Below are 16,182 nucleotides of genomic sequence, written 5' to 3' on the forward strand. Positions count from 1 at the left end.
TTTTCGTGTCGTCCCCTCGTTAGTTCGACGCCCGGTACTCGCCGTGTTTGACGCCGATGGCGAGACAGAGTGCCCCGAAGACGAGCATCGACGGCGTCACCATCATCAGGACCGTACTCGTCGCCATCGCGCCCATCCCGACGAGGGCCGCGGTTCCGACGACGACGAGCGCGACGAGCAACGCGACTGTCTTGGGGAGGTCGAACTCCATGGGATTCTGTCGGGACTCGTTCGACAAATCCGTTGCGGCTCCGGGCGACGAATCGAGAGTCGAACCGGGAACAGGCGGGTTCGGTCGCTTACCAGGGCGCGAAGTCGGGGTCGACGCGGCGGTCTTCGACGTCGATGGCGTCGATGGCGGCCACGTCCTCGTCGTCGAGTTGGAGCGCGAGCGACTCCCAGTTGTCGCGGATGTGGACCTCGCCCGTCGCTTTCGGAATCGCGGTGACGCCCTTCTCGCGGAGCCACGCCAGAGACACCTGCGCCTCGCTCGCGTCGTGTTTCTCCGCGATGTCGGACAGCACGTCGACGTCGAAGACCTCCCCGCGGGCGAGCGGCGAGTACGCGACGATTTCGATGTCCTCCTCGGCGCAGACCTCGCGGAGTTCCTCCTGCTGGAAGAGCGGATGCATCTCGATTTGGTTGGCGAAGACGCCGGACTCGGACAGTTCGACGGCCTCGCGGACCTGTTCGGGCTCGAAGTTGGAGATGCCGACGCGCTCGGTCAGCCCTCGCTCGACGAGTTCGTCGAAGGCCGCGAGCGTCTCTTCGGCGTCGTACTCGCGGGACGGCCAGTGGACGTACAGGAGGTCGACGTAGTCGACGCCGAGCTTTTCGAGGCTCGCTTCGGTGCTCTCGATGACGTCGTCGTGGGACAGTTCGTCGGCCCACACCTTCGTCGCGAGGAACACCTCGTCGCGGTCGACGTCGGCGGCGGCGATGCCCTCACCGACCTCCGCCTCGTTCCCGTACGCTTGGGCGGTGTCGATGTGCCGGTAGCCCATCTCCAGCGCCGTCTGCACCGCGTTGCGACACTCGTCGGCGTTCGTGTTCTGCCACGTCCCGAGCCCGAGCATCGGCATCCCGTTCGCTCGCGGTGCGTCGTCTGCTGAAGCGAGGTTCTCCGTCATGGCTGATTCAAGGGCCGCGAGTTGAAAAGACGTTCCGGAAGGGCGGGCGAATTTCCGGCTTTCACGGCCTGAGGGTGTGTCACACGGGGTCTCAGACGCTCGTCACCCGATGCCGCTCGACGCCACCCGACGCTCGGCGGCGGATAGTTTATGTGTCATGTGATAGCATATCTGACTGGTGGTCAGGAATGTCGTCCGCATCAGAGCCGTTGACAGAAGAGAACACGAACGCGTTCGCACACCGTATCGCGGGTGACTCGCTCGTCTACGAGTGTCCCAACTGCGAGTTCGGTGAGGTGTTGGTGACGGAGCTCATCGAATCCGACGACGCGCGGTGTCTCGACTGCGGGACGCGCTACCGGCTCAACATCGAGACGGTGGCGTAAGAGCGGGTCGTCGGGAGACTCGGTGGCGGGTCGGTCGGCTCGGTCGCCCGGACCTCCGTGGTCCCGCTCGGACCGACTCGGTCAGTCGACTCTTTTCGGCGGTGAAGCGTTCGCGGCGCTCGCGGGCCTATCGAGCAGTCGGAGACGGTCGAAAGAACGGTCGAAGTTCGGTGAGCGGTCGGCGCGGCGTCAACCGCGAGTTCGGCGGTCGTCGTTAGTAGAACTCGCGGACGAGGTCCATCGCGTCGTCGGGCGCGCCCGACGGGATGTCCGACATATCCTGGTCGACGCCGAACTTCTCCTCGTAGGAGACGGAGCTTTCGTCCTTGTAGATGATGCCCTCGTACTCCTTCGACGAGTCGAGAATCTTCTCTTTGGCCGCGTCGTAGTCGGTCGGGTCGTGGTCGGTGTCCGCGAGGTCGACGAGGTTGTCGCGGAAGTAGTCGTAGGTGTCCACGTCGTTGAACGTGACACAGGGACTGAACACGTTCACGAAGCCGAAGCCGTCGTGTTCGATGGCCTCCTGGACGATTTCCGCGTGGCGCTTGTGGTCCGTCGCGAACGACTGCGCGATGAACGTGCCGCCGGCGGCCAGCGACAGCGCGAGCGGGTTGACCGGGGGCTGCTGGGGCCCTTCGGGGGTCGTCGAAGTCTCGAAGTCCTCGCGCGAGGTCGGCGAGGCCTGCCCCTTGGTGAGACCGTAGATGCGGTTGTCCATGACGGTGTAGGCCATGTCCACGTTGCGGCGGACGGCGTGGATGAAGTGGCCCGCGCCGATGGAGTAGCCGTCACCGTCGCCGCCGGCGGCGACGACGGTCAGGTCGGGGTTCGCCAGCTTGACGCCGGCGGCGACCGGGAGCGAGCGCCCGTGGACGCCGTGGATGGCGTACGAGTGCATGTACGTCCCGATTTTCCCGGAACAGCCGATACCGGCGACCATGAACGTGTTGTCGGGGTCGGTGCCGGAGTTGGCGAGGGCTTTCATGATGCCGTTCATCGTCCCGAAGTCCCCACAGCCGGGACACCAGGTCGGTTGTTTGTCTGACTTGAAGTCGGTGAAGCGGACGTTTGAGCTCATGCTGAAACCTCCTCTGCGTCGAGGGTGGCTTTGATTTCGTCTGCGAGTTCGTCCGCCTTGAAGCGGACGCCGTCGTATTTGTTAATGCGCTTGACACGGGTCAATGTGTCGTGCTCGACGACGTTGGCGAACTGCCCCGTCGCGTTACACTCGACGACGATGACCTCGTCGGCCGCCTCGATTTCCTCGGTGAGGTCCGGCCGCGGGAACATGTACGGGACCGACAGGAAGCGCACGTCGATGCCGTCCTCTTCGAGGAAGTCGAGCGCCTCGACGAGCGCGCCCTCGTTGGAGCCCCACGAGAGGATGAGCGTGTCCGAATCGGCGTCACCGAACTCGCGCGGCGAGAAGTCCTCGGTCTGCTTTGCGGTCTCGACCTTCCGGTCGCGCTTGTCGACCTGCTCGACGCGCATCGACCGGTCTTCGGTCCGTCGACCGAGTTCGTCGTGTTCGAGGCCGGTCGACATGTGCGCGCCCTGCTCCGTGCCGGGGAACGCGCGCGGGCTGACGCCGTCGTCGGTGAGCGCGTGCGGCTGGAAGCGACCTTCCTCGTCGAGCCACTCGTCGATGGAGTCGTCGTCGACGACCTTGCCGCGGTCGATTTCGACTTCGTCCATGTCGAACGTCTCGGGGGAGAACGTCTGTTCCGTGACCGCCATCGCCAGGTCGGCGGCGACGTACACCGGGACCTGGTACTTCTCGGCGAAGTTGAACGCTTCGACGGTCTTCCAGAAGCACTCGTCGATGCTCGTCGGCGCGACGACGAAGCGCGGAATCTCGCCGTGGCCGCCGTACAGCATCATGTTGAGGTCGCCCTGTTCCTGCTTGGTCGGCATCCCCGTCGAGGGGCCCGAGCGCATCACGTCGACGATGACGAGCGGCGTCTCGGAGGTGGCGACGAGACCGAACGTCTCGGTCATCAGGTCGATACCCGGACCGGACGTGGCGGTCATCGACCGCGCGCCGGCGCGCGCCGCACCGAGCGCGAGGTTGATGGCCGCGAGCTCGTCTTCCGCCTGCACGACGTGGCCGCCGTAGCGTTCGATGCGGCCGGTGAGGTACTCCATCACGTCGGTCGCGGGCGTGATGGGGTAGCCGGCGTAGAAGCGACAGCCGGCGGCGATGGCGCCCATGCCGATGGCCTGGTCGCCGTTGATGAGCACGTAGTCCTCGTCGGTCGTCTCGAGGTCGTAGTCGAACTCGTGGTCGTACTCGTCGTGGACGTATTCGAGGCCCGCGCGGGCCGCCTTCTTGTTGTTCTCGACGATGGCCTCGCCCTTCCCGCCGAAGCGCTTCTGGAGCGCGCTGTCGAGGTTCTCGATGGGGAAGTCAGCGACGGCGCACGCCGCGCCGAGCGCGACGACGTTGCGCATGATAGCGCCGCCCGCCTCCTCGGCGAGCGCCTTGAGGGGGATGTCCAGCCCGACCATTCCCTCGGGGATTTCGACGTCCGCCATGGTGGAGCGGTCGCCGTCGTAGATGATGACGGAGCCCTCGTGCAACTCGTCGAGGTTCTCGTCGATTGTTCGTTGTGTGAGCGCGATGAGCACGTCGAGTCTGTCGACGACGCTCTGCACGGGGTCGATGGCAGTCCGAACCTTGTACGCGGTGTATCCGCCCCGGATTCGCGAAGCGAAATCCTTAGACGTGAACACGTGGCGTCCGGCCCGGGAGAGTGCCTGAGCGAAAATCTTCCCCGTGGAGTCGATGCCATCGCCAGCCTCGCCGCCGATGGCCCAGTTGAAGTCCGCAGGCATGCTGGGTGAAATCTACCCATAGCCGGGTCAAAAGCCTTCTGAAAATTGGTGTTAAACGATGGTACTGATAATAAATGAAAATTTGACGAGTGAGTTCTGTGAGTGCCTAAAATAGGCCGACCTGCGGACTAATATGCGAATTGTGGGAATAGAACCGACCAAATGTCTAATTGAGGTGTGTTTCACCATCTCGTGGCAATTATCTCCGGTTCACACTATGTGCACGGTCGACACGGTTCGGGCTTGACTCCGGCGCGCACGTCCGGGAAGGCAAGGCCCTTGTGAGCCTGCGACCAACCCGGTCGCATGGACGCAATCGTCACCGTCGCCGCGGCCCGCGACGTCGGTCCCGGAACGGTCGCCATCGAGTTCGAGACGCCCGACGGCTTCGAGGCCGAGCCGGGCCAGTTCGTCAAGCTCTCCGCCGAGGTCGACGGCGAGTCGTACGCGCGGTTCTACACGCTCTCGTCGCCCGGCGTCGGCGACACGTTCGAAGTGACCGTCGGCATCGACCCCGAGGAGGCAGGGCCGTTCAGCCAGCACCTCGACTCGCTCGCCGCCGGCGACGACGTCGAGATTTCCGGGCCGTTCGGGCAGAGCTACTACGACGGCGAGTCGCGCGTGGTCGTCCTCGCGGGCGGCCCCGGCGTCGGCCCCGCGGTCGGCATCGCCGAGGCCGCGGTCGCCGACGGCAACGAGGCCGCCGTGGTCTATCTCGACGACGCGCCCGCCCACGAGGAACGGCTCTCCGCGCTCCGCGACGACGGTGCGAGCGTCGTCGTCACCGGCGACGAGTCCGACCTCGCAGACGCCGTCGCCGACGCGCTCACCGGCGACGAGGGCGAACAGCTGTTCGTCTACGGCTTCGCCGACTTCGTCTCGCGCGCGACCGACGCCGTCGAGGCCGCCGGCGGCGACGCCGACGCCGCGAAGGTCGAGAACTTCGGGTAACCGCTTCGCGCGCGCTGCCTGCGCCGTCCGCGGGCTCGCGCCGCCCGGAACACTATTCTACCGGCCGCCACGCCGTCAGCACCGCGACCGCGAGCGCGACGACGACCCAGCCGACGAGCCCCGCGAGCGCCGCGGCCGGCGACCCGCCCCCGCCGGTCTCGATGGCGACGCCGAGGACGAGCGACCGAAACGCGCCGTTCGGGCTCACCGCGAGCGCGAGCGGCACCGCGTCGATGCCGAGGGTCCCCGAGGCAAGCCCGGCGGCGGCGGCGGCGTCGACGCCGACGACGAAGGCGACGACCAGGCCGACGGCGAGCGCGATCGCCTGTCGGGCGGTCCGCGCGGCGGCCGAGACGGCCAGCGCGACGGCCGCGACCGCGAGGGCGAACAGCACCGCGAGGACCGAAAAGCGGAGGAACGCGACCGGCGAGTCGGCGGCCTCGTTCAGCGCGAGAAACGTCGGGTCCGGCGGCGAGAGCACCGGGACGGTCGCGCCCGCGGCGAGCAACGACCCGAAGACGACGAACACGAGCGCGAGCCCCCGGCCGAGGTAGACGCCGCCGACGTAGGCCGGGCGAGACACGTCGAACGTCCTTAGCACGTCGAGTTCGCCCGACTCGCGGTCCGAGAGCACCGCCCGGTAACAGAGCGCGACGGCGAGAAGCGGAACGAGCGCCTCCACGAACGGGACCAAATCCAGCACCAGCGGGACGTAGCCGCCGCGCGCGCCCGACCCCGCGGCCGCGACCGCGACGACCGTCAGCCCGAAGACGACCGACAGCGCGACGACAGCCGGAGTTCTGACGACCGTGCGGAGCTCCCGGGCCGCGATGGCGAACAGGTCGCTGACGCCGCCGGAGCCGGCGTCGCTCATCTCCCCGTCACCTCCTTGGTCGCCACGAGGTCACCGAAGGCGGTCTGGAGGTCGGCCGCGCCGACGGATTCGACCACCGCCCGCGGGTCGCCGTCGGCGACGAACCGGCCGCCGTCGAGGACGACCACCCGGTCGGCGGTCCGCTCGACGGGACCGAGGTTGTGCGACGAGAGGACGACCGCGACGCCCGCGTCGGCGAGGTCGGAGACGATGTCGAACAGTCGCTCGACCATGCCGGGGTCGAGGCCGCTTGCCGGCTCGTCGAGGACGACCACGGCCGGGTCCCCGACGAGCGCCCGCCCGAGGCCGAGCAGGCGCGTCATCCCGCCGGAGAGCGCTCCCACTCGGCGGTCCGCGGCGTCCACGAGGCCGACGCGCTCCAGCACGCCGGCCACGTCCACGTCCTCGTCCACGAACTGCGCGTAGAAGTCGAGCGTGTCGGCCGCGGAGAAGCCGGCGCGGAAGCCGGGCTGTTGCGGGAGGTAGCCCACGCGGCCCCGGCCGCCGCCGCTCTCTGTCGACCCCACCGTGACGGTCCCCTCGTCTGGCGCGCGCACTCGCGCGAGAAACCGCAGGAGCGTGGACTTCCCCGAGCCGTTGGGGCCGACGAGCGCGACGATTTCGCCGGGCGCGACCGACAGCGAGACGCCGTCGAGGACGCCCACGTCTCCGAAGGCGTGACTGAGGTCGGTCGCGGCGATAGCCGGCCCGTTCGAGGCCGAGACGGCTGCTTCGCCCGTCGATTCGTCGGAGTCTGTCTCGGCAGTCTCGGCGGTCGCCGCGGGGTCGGGACTCGGCATCGTGGTGGGTTCGTCAGTCGTCGGGGGTGTCTGGTCGCGGTCAGTCATCGGTCTCCTCCGTCGCGTTCAGGGCGGCGAGCGTCTCCGGTCGAACCGGCTCGGTTCGGGGCGCGGCGTCGACCACGCCGGACCCGCGGAGGCCGGACACCGCGTCGCGGGCGCGGCGGAGCGCGCGCATCGCGGGGGACTCCGAGAGCGCGAGCGCGCCGGGTTCGCGGCCGAGTTCGGCGTCGACCGGCCCGGAGGGCTGGTACGCCCGGTCGTAGACCCCGTCGGCGTCGGCGTCTTCGAGCGGGAGGTCGCCCCAGTGGTTGCCCTCGCCGCCGGCGGTCCACGTCCGCATCGGGCCGAGCGACGACTCGACGCGCACGTCGTTGTCGACGATGTCGTTTCGGACGACGACGTTCGTCGGGAACGTCGAACTCCCGCGGACGCCGACGCCGTTGCCGGCGACGACGTTTCCGACGTACACCTGCCGGTCGCCGCTCACGTCCATGCCGTAGTCGTTGCCGGCGAAGACGTTGTCAGCGACGTAGGTGTCGCTCCCGGCGGGCATGAACCCGAAGTCGGACTCGCGCACGTCGTTTCCGACCACGAGGTTGCCGACGGGCCGGGTCATGAGGACGACGCCGATGCGGTCCCCGCGGACGACGTTGCCGGCGACGAGCGCCTCGGAGGTGTACATCTGGTGGACGCCGTAGCGACCGTCTTCCATGCGGTTGTCGCGGACGACGCTCCCGTCGGCGCGGTGGGTGTAGACGCCGTCGCGGCCGTCGATGAACGTCGAGTCCTGCACGACCGCCCGCTCGCCGATGAGGACGACGCCCATGAAGCCGTCGGAGGGTTCGTCGGCCCCGCGGACGGTCACGCCGTCGACGACGCTGTCGGCGCTCTCGCGGGCGATGATGCCGCTCGCGGGCGTGTCGATTTCGACGCCGCGGACCGCCGACTCGTTCGCGCCGTCGAGGACGACGCCGGCGTCGCCGCGGCCGTAGGCGAGTTCGACGCGCGTGTCCCAGTCGACGGATTCGTTGCTGGCGCGGACTCGTCGCGTCCCCACCCCGCCGACGCCGGCGATTGCGAGGTTCCCGACCGCGCTCCGGTCGGCGCGGAGGTGGACGACGCTGCCGTTGCCGTCGCCGACGAGTCGGGTGTCGCGTCCGGCACCGCGGAGCGTCACCGAGCGGTTCAGGTCGACCGCGTCGACCGAGTAGGTGCCCGCGGGGACGTAGACGGTCGTGTTCGCGGGGGCCGCCGTGACCGCCGCCTCGACGGTCGGCGCGTCCTCGCCGACGACGGTCGAGACGGGTCTGTCGAACAGCGCATCACTCGCAGCGGTGGTCCCGTTCGCCCACTCGTGGTGGGCGGCGACCGACGACTCGAAGGCGGCGAGGCGGGACGAAAGCGGGTCGCCGGCGCGGTCGCGGAGCGTCGCCCAATCGACGACCTCGCCGCCGTGGGCGTCCGCGAACGAGCGGGCCGCGTCGGCGTCGGAAAACGGGACCGCAATCGGGCCGGAGGGGACCCGCGCGCCCGAGTCGACGACGAACGACGCCTCGGACGCCTTCGTCCAGTCGGGGTTGCGGTTGTGTTCGGTTCGGAGGTAGCCGTCGCCGTCGAGGTCGGGCGAGACGGTCGCGTAGTCGGTGACGAACACCGCGAGCGGGTCACCGAACTGACGGGCGCTCTCGGGCGTGGACACGTCGGCGGCGGCCGTCCGTACGTCGTAGTAGCCGATGACGTAGCGGTACCGCGAGAAGTGGACCTGCGCGAGCGGGACCTCGAACCCCTCGACCTCGGCCGTGCGAACGTCGACCGACGTGCCGCCGGTCTTGACCGTGTCGTCGAAGGCGACCGGCGAGACGGACCCGGAGGCGGGGACGACGAAGGAGACGCTCGCGAGGACGAAGACGAGCGCCGTCGCGGCGGCGACCCAGCGGGTCGTCTCGGGCGTGAGAAGCGCCATCGGTCAGCGCCCGACTCCGACGGGCTCGGGGACTGCGGCGGGCCGAGCCGCCGCGTCGGGGAATCCCGCATCTGTCGCGCAGCCGTGCATAGCCGGTGCTAAGCGGTCCGGGGGTGATATGTGCGATGGTCTGTGCGTCGAAGCCCCGGGGCCGAGGGCGAACCGCTTTCGGGGCCGACTTCGACCCGAATCCTTAATCATCATCCATACGGATTGGTGGACATGTACGACGAGGACGATTTGGCGTCCATCCGCGAGGCGCGCGACGAGTGGGAATCGGAGACCCGCGACCCCTTCGTGGAGAAGGGCGGCGAGCGCAAAGACCGATTCGCCACCGTCTCGAACCACGAGGTAGACGACCTCTACACGCCCGCCGACGTGGCCGACCTCGACTACGAGTCGGACCTCGGCTTCCCCGGCGAGTCCCCGTACACGCGCGGGGTGTACCCCACGATGTACCGCGGGCGGACGTGGACGATGCGGCAGTTCGCCGGCTTCGGCACGGCCACGGAGACCAACGAGCGCTTCCACTACCTCATCGAGAACGGCCAGACCGGCCTCTCGACGGCGTTCGACATGCCCTCGCTCATGGGCAAGGACTCCGACGACCCGCTTTCGGACGGCGAGGTCGGCAAGGAGGGCGTCGCGGTCGACACCCTCCGCGACATGGAGGTGCTGTTCGACGGCATCGACATCGGCGAGGTGACGACCTCCTTCACCATCAACCCCTCCGCGCCGGTCGTCTTCGCCATGTACGTCGCGCTCGCGGACAACCGCGGCGTCCCCCGCGACCGAATCGGCGGCACCTTCCAGAACGACATGCTCAAGGAGTTCATCGCGCAGAAAGAGTGGGTAATTCCGCCGGAACCGTCGCTCAAACTCGTCACCGACACCGTCGAGTTCGCCGCCGAGGAGACCCCGCGCATCCGGCCCATCTCGGTGTCGGGCTACCACATCCGCGAGGCCGGGTCGACGGCGGTACAGGAACTCGCCTTCACCCTCGCTGACGGCTTCGCTTACGTCGAAGACGCGGTCGACCGCGGCCTCGACGTGGACGAGTTCGCCCCTCAGCTATCGTTTTTCTTCAACTCCCACAACTCCATCTTCGAGGAGGTGGCGAAGTTCCGCGCCGCCCGCCGCATCTACCACGACGTGATGTCGGAGTGGTACGACGCCGAGGACGAGCGCTCGACGCAGTTGAAGTTCCACACCCAGACCGCGGGGCAGTCGCTGACGGCCCAACAGCCGCTCAACAACGTCGTGCGCGTGACGATACAGGCGCTCGCGGGCGTCCTCGGCGGCACGCAGTCGCTCCACACCAACAGCTTCGACGAGGCGCTGGCGCTCCCTTCGGAGGAGGCCGTCACCGTCGCGCTCCGCACCCAGCAGATAATCGCCGAGGAGTCCGGCGCGGCCGACGTCATCGACCCCCTCGGCGGGAGCTTCTTCGTGGAGTCGCTGACCGACGAAATCGAGGCCGAGGCGATGGCCTACATCGAGGAGATTCGGGAGATGGGCGACGGCTCCGTCCGCGACGGCGTCCTCGCCGGCATCGACGAGGGCTACTACCACCGCGAGATTAGCGAGGCGTCCTACGAGTACCAGTCGCGGGTCGAAGACGGCGAGGAAATCGTCGTCGGCGTCAACAAGTACGACACCGAGGAGGACACCCGTCCCGACCTGCTCCACGTCGAAGACGAGGTACAGGACCGACAGCTCGCGCGCCTCGAATCCGTGAAGGACGACCGCGACGACGAGGCGGTCGATGCCGCGCTCTCAGAGCTCCGCGAGACGGTCCGCGACGGCGGCAACGTCATGCCGGTGCTCGTCGACGCCGTCAAGGAGTACGTCACGATGGGCGAAATCATGGACGTGTTCGCCGAGGAGTACGGAACGTACCGCGAGTCCATCGGCGTGATGTGAGGGTCGTCGACGCGGCCACCTCCCCCCGAAACGTCGGGGATGACATAACAGTTCGCTGACTAGAACGCGCGCCGGAGACGCGCGTAACCGACCGACAGCCCGGCGACCGCCCGTGCCGAAGTTCCCCACGCGGACGACTGGACTACATAGATTTATCATGGAGGATTGGTGTAGTTAGCACGTACTATGGCAGACGGTGACACCGAACTGGAGGCACGGCTGGTCGAGCAGGAGGAGTTCGAACCCTCCGAGGAGTTCGTCGCGCAGGCGAACGTCTCCGACCCGGCCGTCTACGACGAGTTCGAGGAGAACTGGCCCGACTGTTGGGAGCGGGCCGCCGAGATGCTCGACTGGGACGAGGAGTACGACGAGGTGCTGGACGATTCGAACCCGCCGTTCTACGAGTGGTTCACCGGCGGCAAGCTCAACGTCTCGTACAACTGCGTGGACCGTCACGTCGAAAACGGGGACAAGAACCGCGTCGCCATCAAGTGGGAGGGCGAACACGGCGAGACGCGGACGTACACCTATCAGGACCTCTATCGCGAGGTGAACGAGTTCGCGGCCGCGCTGCGCGACCTCGGCGTCGAGGAAGACGACGTGGTCACGCTCTACATGCCGATGATTCCGGAACTGCCAATCGCCATGCTGGCCTGCGCCCGCATCGGCGCGCCGCACTCGGTCGTCTTCGGCGGCTTCTCCGCCGACGCGCTGGCGACCCGGATGAACTCCGCGGACTCCCGCTTCCTCGTCACCTGCGACGGCTACTACCGCCGCGGCGACCCGCTCGACCACCTCGACAAGGCCAACGAGGGCCTCGACGGCGTCGACCACGGCGTCGACGCGACGGTCGTCGTCGACCGCCTCGGCGACGACGGCTTCGGCCACGACCTGAAGGGCAACCAGCACGACTGGGACGACCTCCTCGACGAGCACGCCGGCGAGCGCATCGACCCCGTCGAACGCGACGCCGAGGACATGCTGTTCCTCATGTACACCTCGGGCACGACGGGACAGCCGAAGGGGGTCAAACACACCACCGGCGGCTACCTCGCGTACGCCGCGTGGACCTCCCACGCGGTCCTCGACATCGAGAAGGAAGACACCTACTGGTGTTCGGCCGACATCGGCTGGATTACGGGCCACTCGTACATCGTCTACGGGCCGCTCGCGCTCGGCACGACGACGGTGATGTACGAGGGGACGCCCGACTTCCCCAACCGCGACCGCCTGTGGGACATCATCGAGAAGTACGCGGTCGACATCTTCTACACGGCCCCGACGGCGATTCGCGCGTTCATGAAGTGGGGCAGCCGGTTCCCCGAACAGCACGACCTGTCGAGTCTCCGCCTGCTCGGGACGGTCGGCGAGCCCATCAACCCCCGCGCGTGGAAGTGGTACTACAAGCACATCGGTAACGAAGACTGCCCGGTCGTGGACACGTGGTGGCAGACCGAGACCGGCGGGATGATGATTACGACGCTCCCGGGAATCAAGAAGATGAAACCCGGCTCCGCCGGGCCGCCGCTGCCGGGCATCGACGCCCAAATCGTGGACACGAGCGGGAAACAGGTCGACGCCGGCCGGGCGGGCTATCTCACGGTGAACAAGCCGTGGCCCGGCATGCTCCGGACGCTCTACAAGAACGACGAGCGCTTCATTCAGGAGTACTGGCAGGAGTACTCCGACACCGACAGCGACGACCCCGACGACTGGGTCTACTTCCCCGAGGACGGCGCGAAAATCGACGGCGACGACTATATCACCATCCTCGGGCGCGTGGACGACGTCATCAACGTCTCGGGCCATCGCCTCGGGACGATGGAAATCGAGTCGGCCATCGTCGGCGTCGAGGGTGTCGCGGAGGCGGCGGTCGTCGGCGGCAACCACGAGGTGAAAGGCGAGGCCGTATACGCCTACGTCATCACCGAGGAGGGCCAGGACGAAGACGACGAGATGCGGGGGCGCATCATCGAGGGCGTCGAGGACGCCATCGGCCCCATCGCTCGCCCCGAGATGGTCGTGTTCACGCCGGAACTGCCGAAGACGCGGTCTGGCAAGATTATGCGTCGGCTCCTCGAAGAGATTGCGAACGGCGAGGAACTCGGTGACACGACGACGCTTCGGAACCCCGAAGTCGTCGAGTCGATTCAGCGGCAGGTCGAAAGCGAGTAACCGCCGGTTCCGCCGCCGTCGGCCCTGCTCTATCGCGGATTTTCTTCCAACCACGCCGACAGCGACGACTCGTCGCGGAAGTAGCGCCGCTCGCGGACGCCGTCGCGTTCGACCACGGCGAGGAGATGCTTCTCGGAGAGCCGAATCTGCTCGCCGCTGTACGTACACGGTTCGATTCGCTCGTCGCCCGGCCGCCACAGCCGATGGGGGACGACGCGGACGATGGTCTCGTCCCGGCCCGTCGGCGAGCGTCCGGTGTAGTCCGAAAGTGCCATACGCGCGCTACGAACTCCACGAATAAGGTATTTTCCTGCATAGTTTGTGTAGTAATATAGTCTCCCGCGCCCCGAGTCGTGGGCTATTGTCACTCGGTGTGCGAATTGTTCTCAACGATGCGCACCGCGGTAGCAGCCCGCACATTTATTTTGAACGTTAGTGAAGGATACCGCGTATGAAGAAACCACTCCTGGTGACGGAGTTCCTCGACCGCGCGCGGCGGTACTACGGGGACGAGGAGGCGGTCGTGGCGACGACCGGCGAGCGCTTTACATACGACGAACTCGGGGAGCGTGCCGACGGCTTCTCGGCGGCGCTCCAGTCCCGCGGCGTCGAGAAGGGCGACCGTGTCGCGGTGCTCGACCCCAACACGCACTACCACCTCGAAGCCGCCTACGGGTCGATGCAGTTGGGTGCGGTCCACATGCCGCTGAACTACCGGCTCGTCCCCGCGGACTTCGAGTACGTGCTGAACGACGCGGGCGTGACGGCCGTCTACGCCGACTACGCCTTCGCCGAGAAGATAGACGCGGTCCGCGACGAGATTCCCGCTGAGATTTTCGTCACGAACGACCCCGAGAAGGCCGCCGAATCGACCGACGGGGAGTGGCTCGACTTCGACGAACTGGTCGCGGAGTCGACCGACTACGAGCGCCCAGAGATGGACGAAGACGACATCATCACCATCAACTACACGTCGGGGACGACCGGCGACCCGAAAGGCGTCTGCCGCACTCATCGCGCCGAGACGATTCACGCCTACCTCATCTCGATGCATCAGGACATCGCGGACGACGACGTGTATCTCTGGACGCTCCCGATGTTCCACGTCAACGGCTGGGGCCACATCTACGCGATTACCGGCCACGGCGCGAAGCACGTCTGCACCCGCGGGGTGGAGGCTGAGGTGGTGTTGGACGCCATCCGCGACGAGGACGTGTCGTATCTCTGCGCCGCCCCGACGGTGCTGAACATCCTGATGAAACACTACCGCGAGGAGGGGGGCGTCGAGACGACCGGCGCGAGCCCCGTCCGGGCGGCGACCGCGGGCGCGGCCCCGCCGGAGGCGACGATTCGGACCGTCGAAGACGAGTTCGGCTGGCGGCTCATGCACGTCTACGGGGCCACCGAGACCGGCCCGCTCATCACGACCTCGGAGGCCGGGCGCTACCTGACGGACGGCGACGACCGCTTCGGCGTGAAGAAGAAACAGGGCATCGGCTACCTCGGCACCGACGTTCGCGTCGTCGACGAGGACGGAAACGACGTGCCGAGAGACGAGCAGTCCGTCGGCGAAATCGTCGTCGCGGGCAATCAGGTGATGGAGAAGTACTGGAACAAACCCGAGGAGACCGAGGAGGCCTTCTCGGCGCGGCTGGAGGGCTACTACCACATGGGCGACCTCGCGGTCGTCGACGAGAACGGCTTCATCAGCATTCAGGACCGCAAGAAGGACATCATCATCTCCGGCGGCGAGAACATCTCCAGCATCGAACTGGAGGACACGCTGTTCGACCACGACGAGGTCGCAGACGTGGCGGTCATCCCCGTCCCGTCCGACGAGTGGGGCGAGTCGCCGAAGGCGTTCGTCGTGCCGACGAGCGGCGACCCCGACGCGCCGGGCGTCACCGCCGAGGCGCTCATCGCGTTCTGTCGGGAGCGCATCGCGACGTACAAAGTGCCGAAGGAAGTCGAGTTCGTCACCGAACTGCCGAAGACCGCGACCGGGAAGATTCAGAAGTACGAACTGCGCGAGCGCGAGTGGGAAGACGAAGGGCGGATGGTGGGAGAAGGATAGCAACGACCGCGTTAAGCTCGCGTTTCGGCCGGTAGCAGGCTCCTAACCGCGGCCGCGGCGTCTCGTTTCGAGGAGGGGACGGTTCAGCGGTCGTTGCAGGGGCAGTCGAGGCCGAGCGACCCGGGGTCGTTGTTGAACGCGTCGAGGGTGTCTTTGAGCGGCTCGCCGTCGACCATGTCGCCGCCGACGGAGACGTACCAGCTCTTTTGCTTGCCGCCGTTCGACCACGCGGAGTTACCGAGCCAGTTTCCGGCCATGTTTTTGACCTCTTCGATGGTGTAGCCCGCGTAGTCGCCGTACTGGATGGTCGCGCCGTCGCTCGTGCAGCCCGGGTCGTCGCCCGGTCTGTTCCGGAGGTTGAGGACGATTGCGAGGTAGTGTTTCGCCATGATGTTCGCCTTGTCGCCCTTCGTGGGCGCGACGAGGAACTCGCGCCACTCGTCGTGGGTCATCGTGACGCCGCGGAGGGCGTAGTTCGTGTCACCGTTCGGACCGAGGACCGCCCAGTTGTCGGTGGGACTGCTGTAATCCGGGTTGTTCGCCCAGTAGCCGGGTGTCTTGGGACACATGGTCGCCGCCACCGAGCCGGAAACCGCGGGGATGCCGATACCGATGCCGAGCGCCGACATCGCGCCGAGTCGGAGCACGGAGCGCCGAGTCGGTCTGAATCCGTCGTTTGTGTCGTCTGTCATAGTGGTGCCACGGGCGTGGCTGCATCGGTGTTCGCGCGTTCCGGGGTTAGTTATAAATCGAACATTCACGACGGTACGAGATTAACTGGTCAACGAACGCGCGGAAACGGCGCTGAAACGGCGCTATCCGGGGATATATATCTAGTATTCTGATAGTTGTCGGCCGGCCGTTCGCGCCGCTCACGTCGGTGCCGACGCGGTGAGATTGGTGCGGCGTGCGTCGCGACGAGACGGACTGCACGGCGGACTCGTCGCTCTCGATGCCTGACGGGGCGAACGACTGTGCGGGGCGAGTCCGACACCGGCCCGTATTTTGCGCCAGTGACACGTCCCGCGACGCGGAGTGGGCACTGCGGGAGCCGACCGCCGGTCGGGA

General features: G+C 67.2%; 14 protein-coding genes. 5 read left to right on the forward strand and 9 right to left on the reverse strand.

Annotation, left to right across the window (positions count from 1 at the left end):
• Positions 1-19: 19 nt before the first annotated feature.
• Together E4P24_RS04775 and E4P24_RS04780 are read right to left on the reverse strand one after the other, a co-directional pair.
• Positions 20-211: a hypothetical protein gene (locus E4P24_RS04775; protein ID WP_004044054.1), complete on the reverse strand. Its 192-nt coding sequence runs from the start codon at positions 209-211 to the stop codon at positions 20-22.
• A gap of 88 nt (positions 212-299) precedes the next feature.
• A complete protein-coding gene (locus E4P24_RS04780; protein ID WP_004064287.1) occupies positions 300-1,082 on the reverse strand; it encodes an aldo/keto reductase in 783 nt (260 codons plus the stop codon).
• A gap of 236 nt (positions 1,083-1,318) precedes the next feature.
• Between E4P24_RS04780 and E4P24_RS04785 the strand changes: the two genes are divergently transcribed.
• Positions 1,319-1,516 (forward strand): hypothetical protein, encoded by a 198-nt coding sequence (locus E4P24_RS04785; RefSeq protein WP_013035477.1) that lies wholly within the window; start codon positions 1,319-1,321, stop codon positions 1,514-1,516.
• Between the two features lie 214 nt (positions 1,517-1,730).
• Here the strand turns inward: E4P24_RS04785 and E4P24_RS04790 are convergent, their stop codons facing one another.
• A complete protein-coding gene (locus E4P24_RS04790; RefSeq protein ID WP_004044051.1) occupies positions 1,731-2,594 on the reverse strand; it encodes a 2-oxoacid:ferredoxin oxidoreductase subunit beta in 864 nt (287 codons plus the stop codon).
• A complete protein-coding gene (locus E4P24_RS04795) occupies positions 2,591-4,351 on the reverse strand; it encodes a 2-oxoacid:acceptor oxidoreductase subunit alpha (protein WP_004044050.1) in 1,761 nt (586 codons plus the stop codon). The genes E4P24_RS04790 and E4P24_RS04795 overlap by 4 nt, the downstream gene beginning before the upstream one ends.
• Before the next feature lie 306 nt (positions 4,352-4,657).
• On the opposite strand from E4P24_RS04795, the gene E4P24_RS04800 reads away from it, so the two are divergent.
• Positions 4,658-5,302 (forward strand): FAD-dependent oxidoreductase, encoded by a 645-nt coding sequence (locus E4P24_RS04800; RefSeq protein ID WP_004064285.1) that lies wholly within the window; start codon positions 4,658-4,660, stop codon positions 5,300-5,302.
• Between the two features lie 52 nt (positions 5,303-5,354).
• Here E4P24_RS04800 and E4P24_RS04805 read toward each other — a convergent pair whose 3' ends face one another.
• The 3 genes from E4P24_RS04805 to E4P24_RS04815 are packed head-to-tail and all read right to left on the reverse strand — an operon-like array spanning position 5,355 to position 8,942.
• The gene (locus E4P24_RS04805) at positions 5,355-6,176 is read right to left on the reverse strand and encodes an ABC transporter permease (protein ID WP_004064284.1); all 822 of its coding nucleotides are present in this window, start codon (positions 6,174-6,176) and stop codon (positions 5,355-5,357) included.
• A complete protein-coding gene (locus E4P24_RS04810; protein ID WP_188148187.1) occupies positions 6,173-7,024 on the reverse strand; it encodes an ABC transporter ATP-binding protein in 852 nt (283 codons plus the stop codon). Before E4P24_RS04810 ends, E4P24_RS04805 begins: the two co-directional genes overlap by 4 nt.
• The gene (locus tag E4P24_RS04815) at positions 7,017-8,942 is read right to left on the reverse strand and encodes a NosD domain-containing protein (RefSeq protein WP_115860217.1); all 1,926 of its coding nucleotides are present in this window, start codon (positions 8,940-8,942) and stop codon (positions 7,017-7,019) included. Before E4P24_RS04815 ends, E4P24_RS04810 begins: the two co-directional genes overlap by 8 nt.
• A 222-nt stretch (positions 8,943-9,164) precedes the next feature.
• Between E4P24_RS04815 and E4P24_RS04820 the strand changes: the two genes are divergently transcribed.
• Positions 9,165-10,865, forward strand: coding sequence for a methylmalonyl-CoA mutase (locus tag E4P24_RS04820; RefSeq protein ID WP_004064281.1), 1,701 nt, complete (start codon positions 9,165-9,167; stop codon positions 10,863-10,865).
• A gap of 186 nt (positions 10,866-11,051) precedes the next feature.
• Positions 11,052-13,040, forward strand: coding sequence for an acetate--CoA ligase (acs, locus tag E4P24_RS04825; RefSeq protein WP_004064280.1), 1,989 nt, complete (start codon positions 11,052-11,054; stop codon positions 13,038-13,040).
• Between the two features lie 29 nt (positions 13,041-13,069).
• Here the strand turns inward: acs and E4P24_RS04830 are convergent, their stop codons facing one another.
• Positions 13,070-13,315, reverse strand: coding sequence for a hypothetical protein (locus E4P24_RS04830; protein ID WP_004044043.1), 246 nt, complete (start codon positions 13,313-13,315; stop codon positions 13,070-13,072).
• 176 nt (positions 13,316-13,491) lie between these two features.
• Here E4P24_RS04830 and E4P24_RS04835 point away from each other — a divergent pair, with 176 nt between their 5' ends.
• On the forward strand, positions 13,492-15,114 hold the full coding sequence (locus E4P24_RS04835; protein WP_188148188.1) for a long-chain-fatty-acid--CoA ligase: 1,623 nt from the start codon (positions 13,492-13,494) through the stop codon (positions 15,112-15,114).
• 83 nt (positions 15,115-15,197) lie between these two features.
• Here the strand turns inward: E4P24_RS04835 and E4P24_RS04840 are convergent, their stop codons facing one another.
• Positions 15,198-15,806: a Tat pathway signal protein gene (locus E4P24_RS04840; RefSeq protein WP_115802329.1), complete on the reverse strand. Its 609-nt coding sequence runs from the start codon at positions 15,804-15,806 to the stop codon at positions 15,198-15,200.
• Between the last annotated feature and the right edge of the window lie 376 nt (positions 15,807-16,182).

Origin of the sequence: Haloferax sp. AS1, assembly GCF_014530665.1 — an archaeon.
In the GTDB taxonomy this organism is placed as follows: domain Archaea; phylum Halobacteriota; class Halobacteria; order Halobacteriales; family Haloferacaceae; genus Haloferax; species Haloferax volcanii.

Bases quoted from the DNA above. Each gene is read 5' to 3' on its own strand.
- E4P24_RS04795 (WP_004044050.1), bottom strand. From the start codon at position 4,351: ATGCCTGCGGACTTCAACTGGGCCATCGGCGGCGAGGCTGGCGATGGC.
- E4P24_RS04780 (WP_004064287.1), bottom strand. From the start codon at position 1,082: ATGCCGATGCTCGGGCTCGGGACGTGGCAGAACACGAACGCCGACGAG.
- E4P24_RS04790 (WP_004044051.1), bottom strand. From the start codon at position 2,594: ATGAGCTCAAACGTCCGCTTCACCGACTTCAAGTCAGACAAACAACCG.
- acs (WP_004064280.1), top strand. From the start codon at position 11,052: ATGGCAGACGGTGACACCGAACTGGAGGCACGGCTGGTCGAGCAGGAG.
- E4P24_RS04805 (WP_004064284.1), bottom strand. From the start codon at position 6,176: ATGAGCGACGCCGGCTCCGGCGGCGTCAGCGACCTGTTCGCCATCGCG.
- E4P24_RS04835 (WP_188148188.1), top strand. From the start codon at position 13,492: ATGAAGAAACCACTCCTGGTGACGGAGTTCCTCGACCGCGCGCGGCGG.
- E4P24_RS04810 (WP_188148187.1), bottom strand. From the start codon at position 7,024: ATGACTGACCGCGACCAGACACCCCCGACGACTGACGAACCCACCACG.
- E4P24_RS04830 (WP_004044043.1), bottom strand. From the start codon at position 13,315: ATGGCACTTTCGGACTACACCGGACGCTCGCCGACGGGCCGGGACGAG.
- E4P24_RS04785 (WP_013035477.1), top strand. From the start codon at position 1,319: ATGTCGTCCGCATCAGAGCCGTTGACAGAAGAGAACACGAACGCGTTC.
- E4P24_RS04820 (WP_004064281.1), top strand. From the start codon at position 9,165: ATGTACGACGAGGACGATTTGGCGTCCATCCGCGAGGCGCGCGACGAG.
- E4P24_RS04840 (WP_115802329.1), bottom strand. From the start codon at position 15,806: ATGACAGACGACACAAACGACGGATTCAGACCGACTCGGCGCTCCGTG.
- E4P24_RS04800 (WP_004064285.1), top strand. From the start codon at position 4,658: ATGGACGCAATCGTCACCGTCGCCGCGGCCCGCGACGTCGGTCCCGGA.
- E4P24_RS04815 (WP_115860217.1), bottom strand. From the start codon at position 8,942: ATGGCGCTTCTCACGCCCGAGACGACCCGCTGGGTCGCCGCCGCGACG.
- E4P24_RS04775 (WP_004044054.1), bottom strand. From the start codon at position 211: ATGGAGTTCGACCTCCCCAAGACAGTCGCGTTGCTCGTCGCGCTCGTC.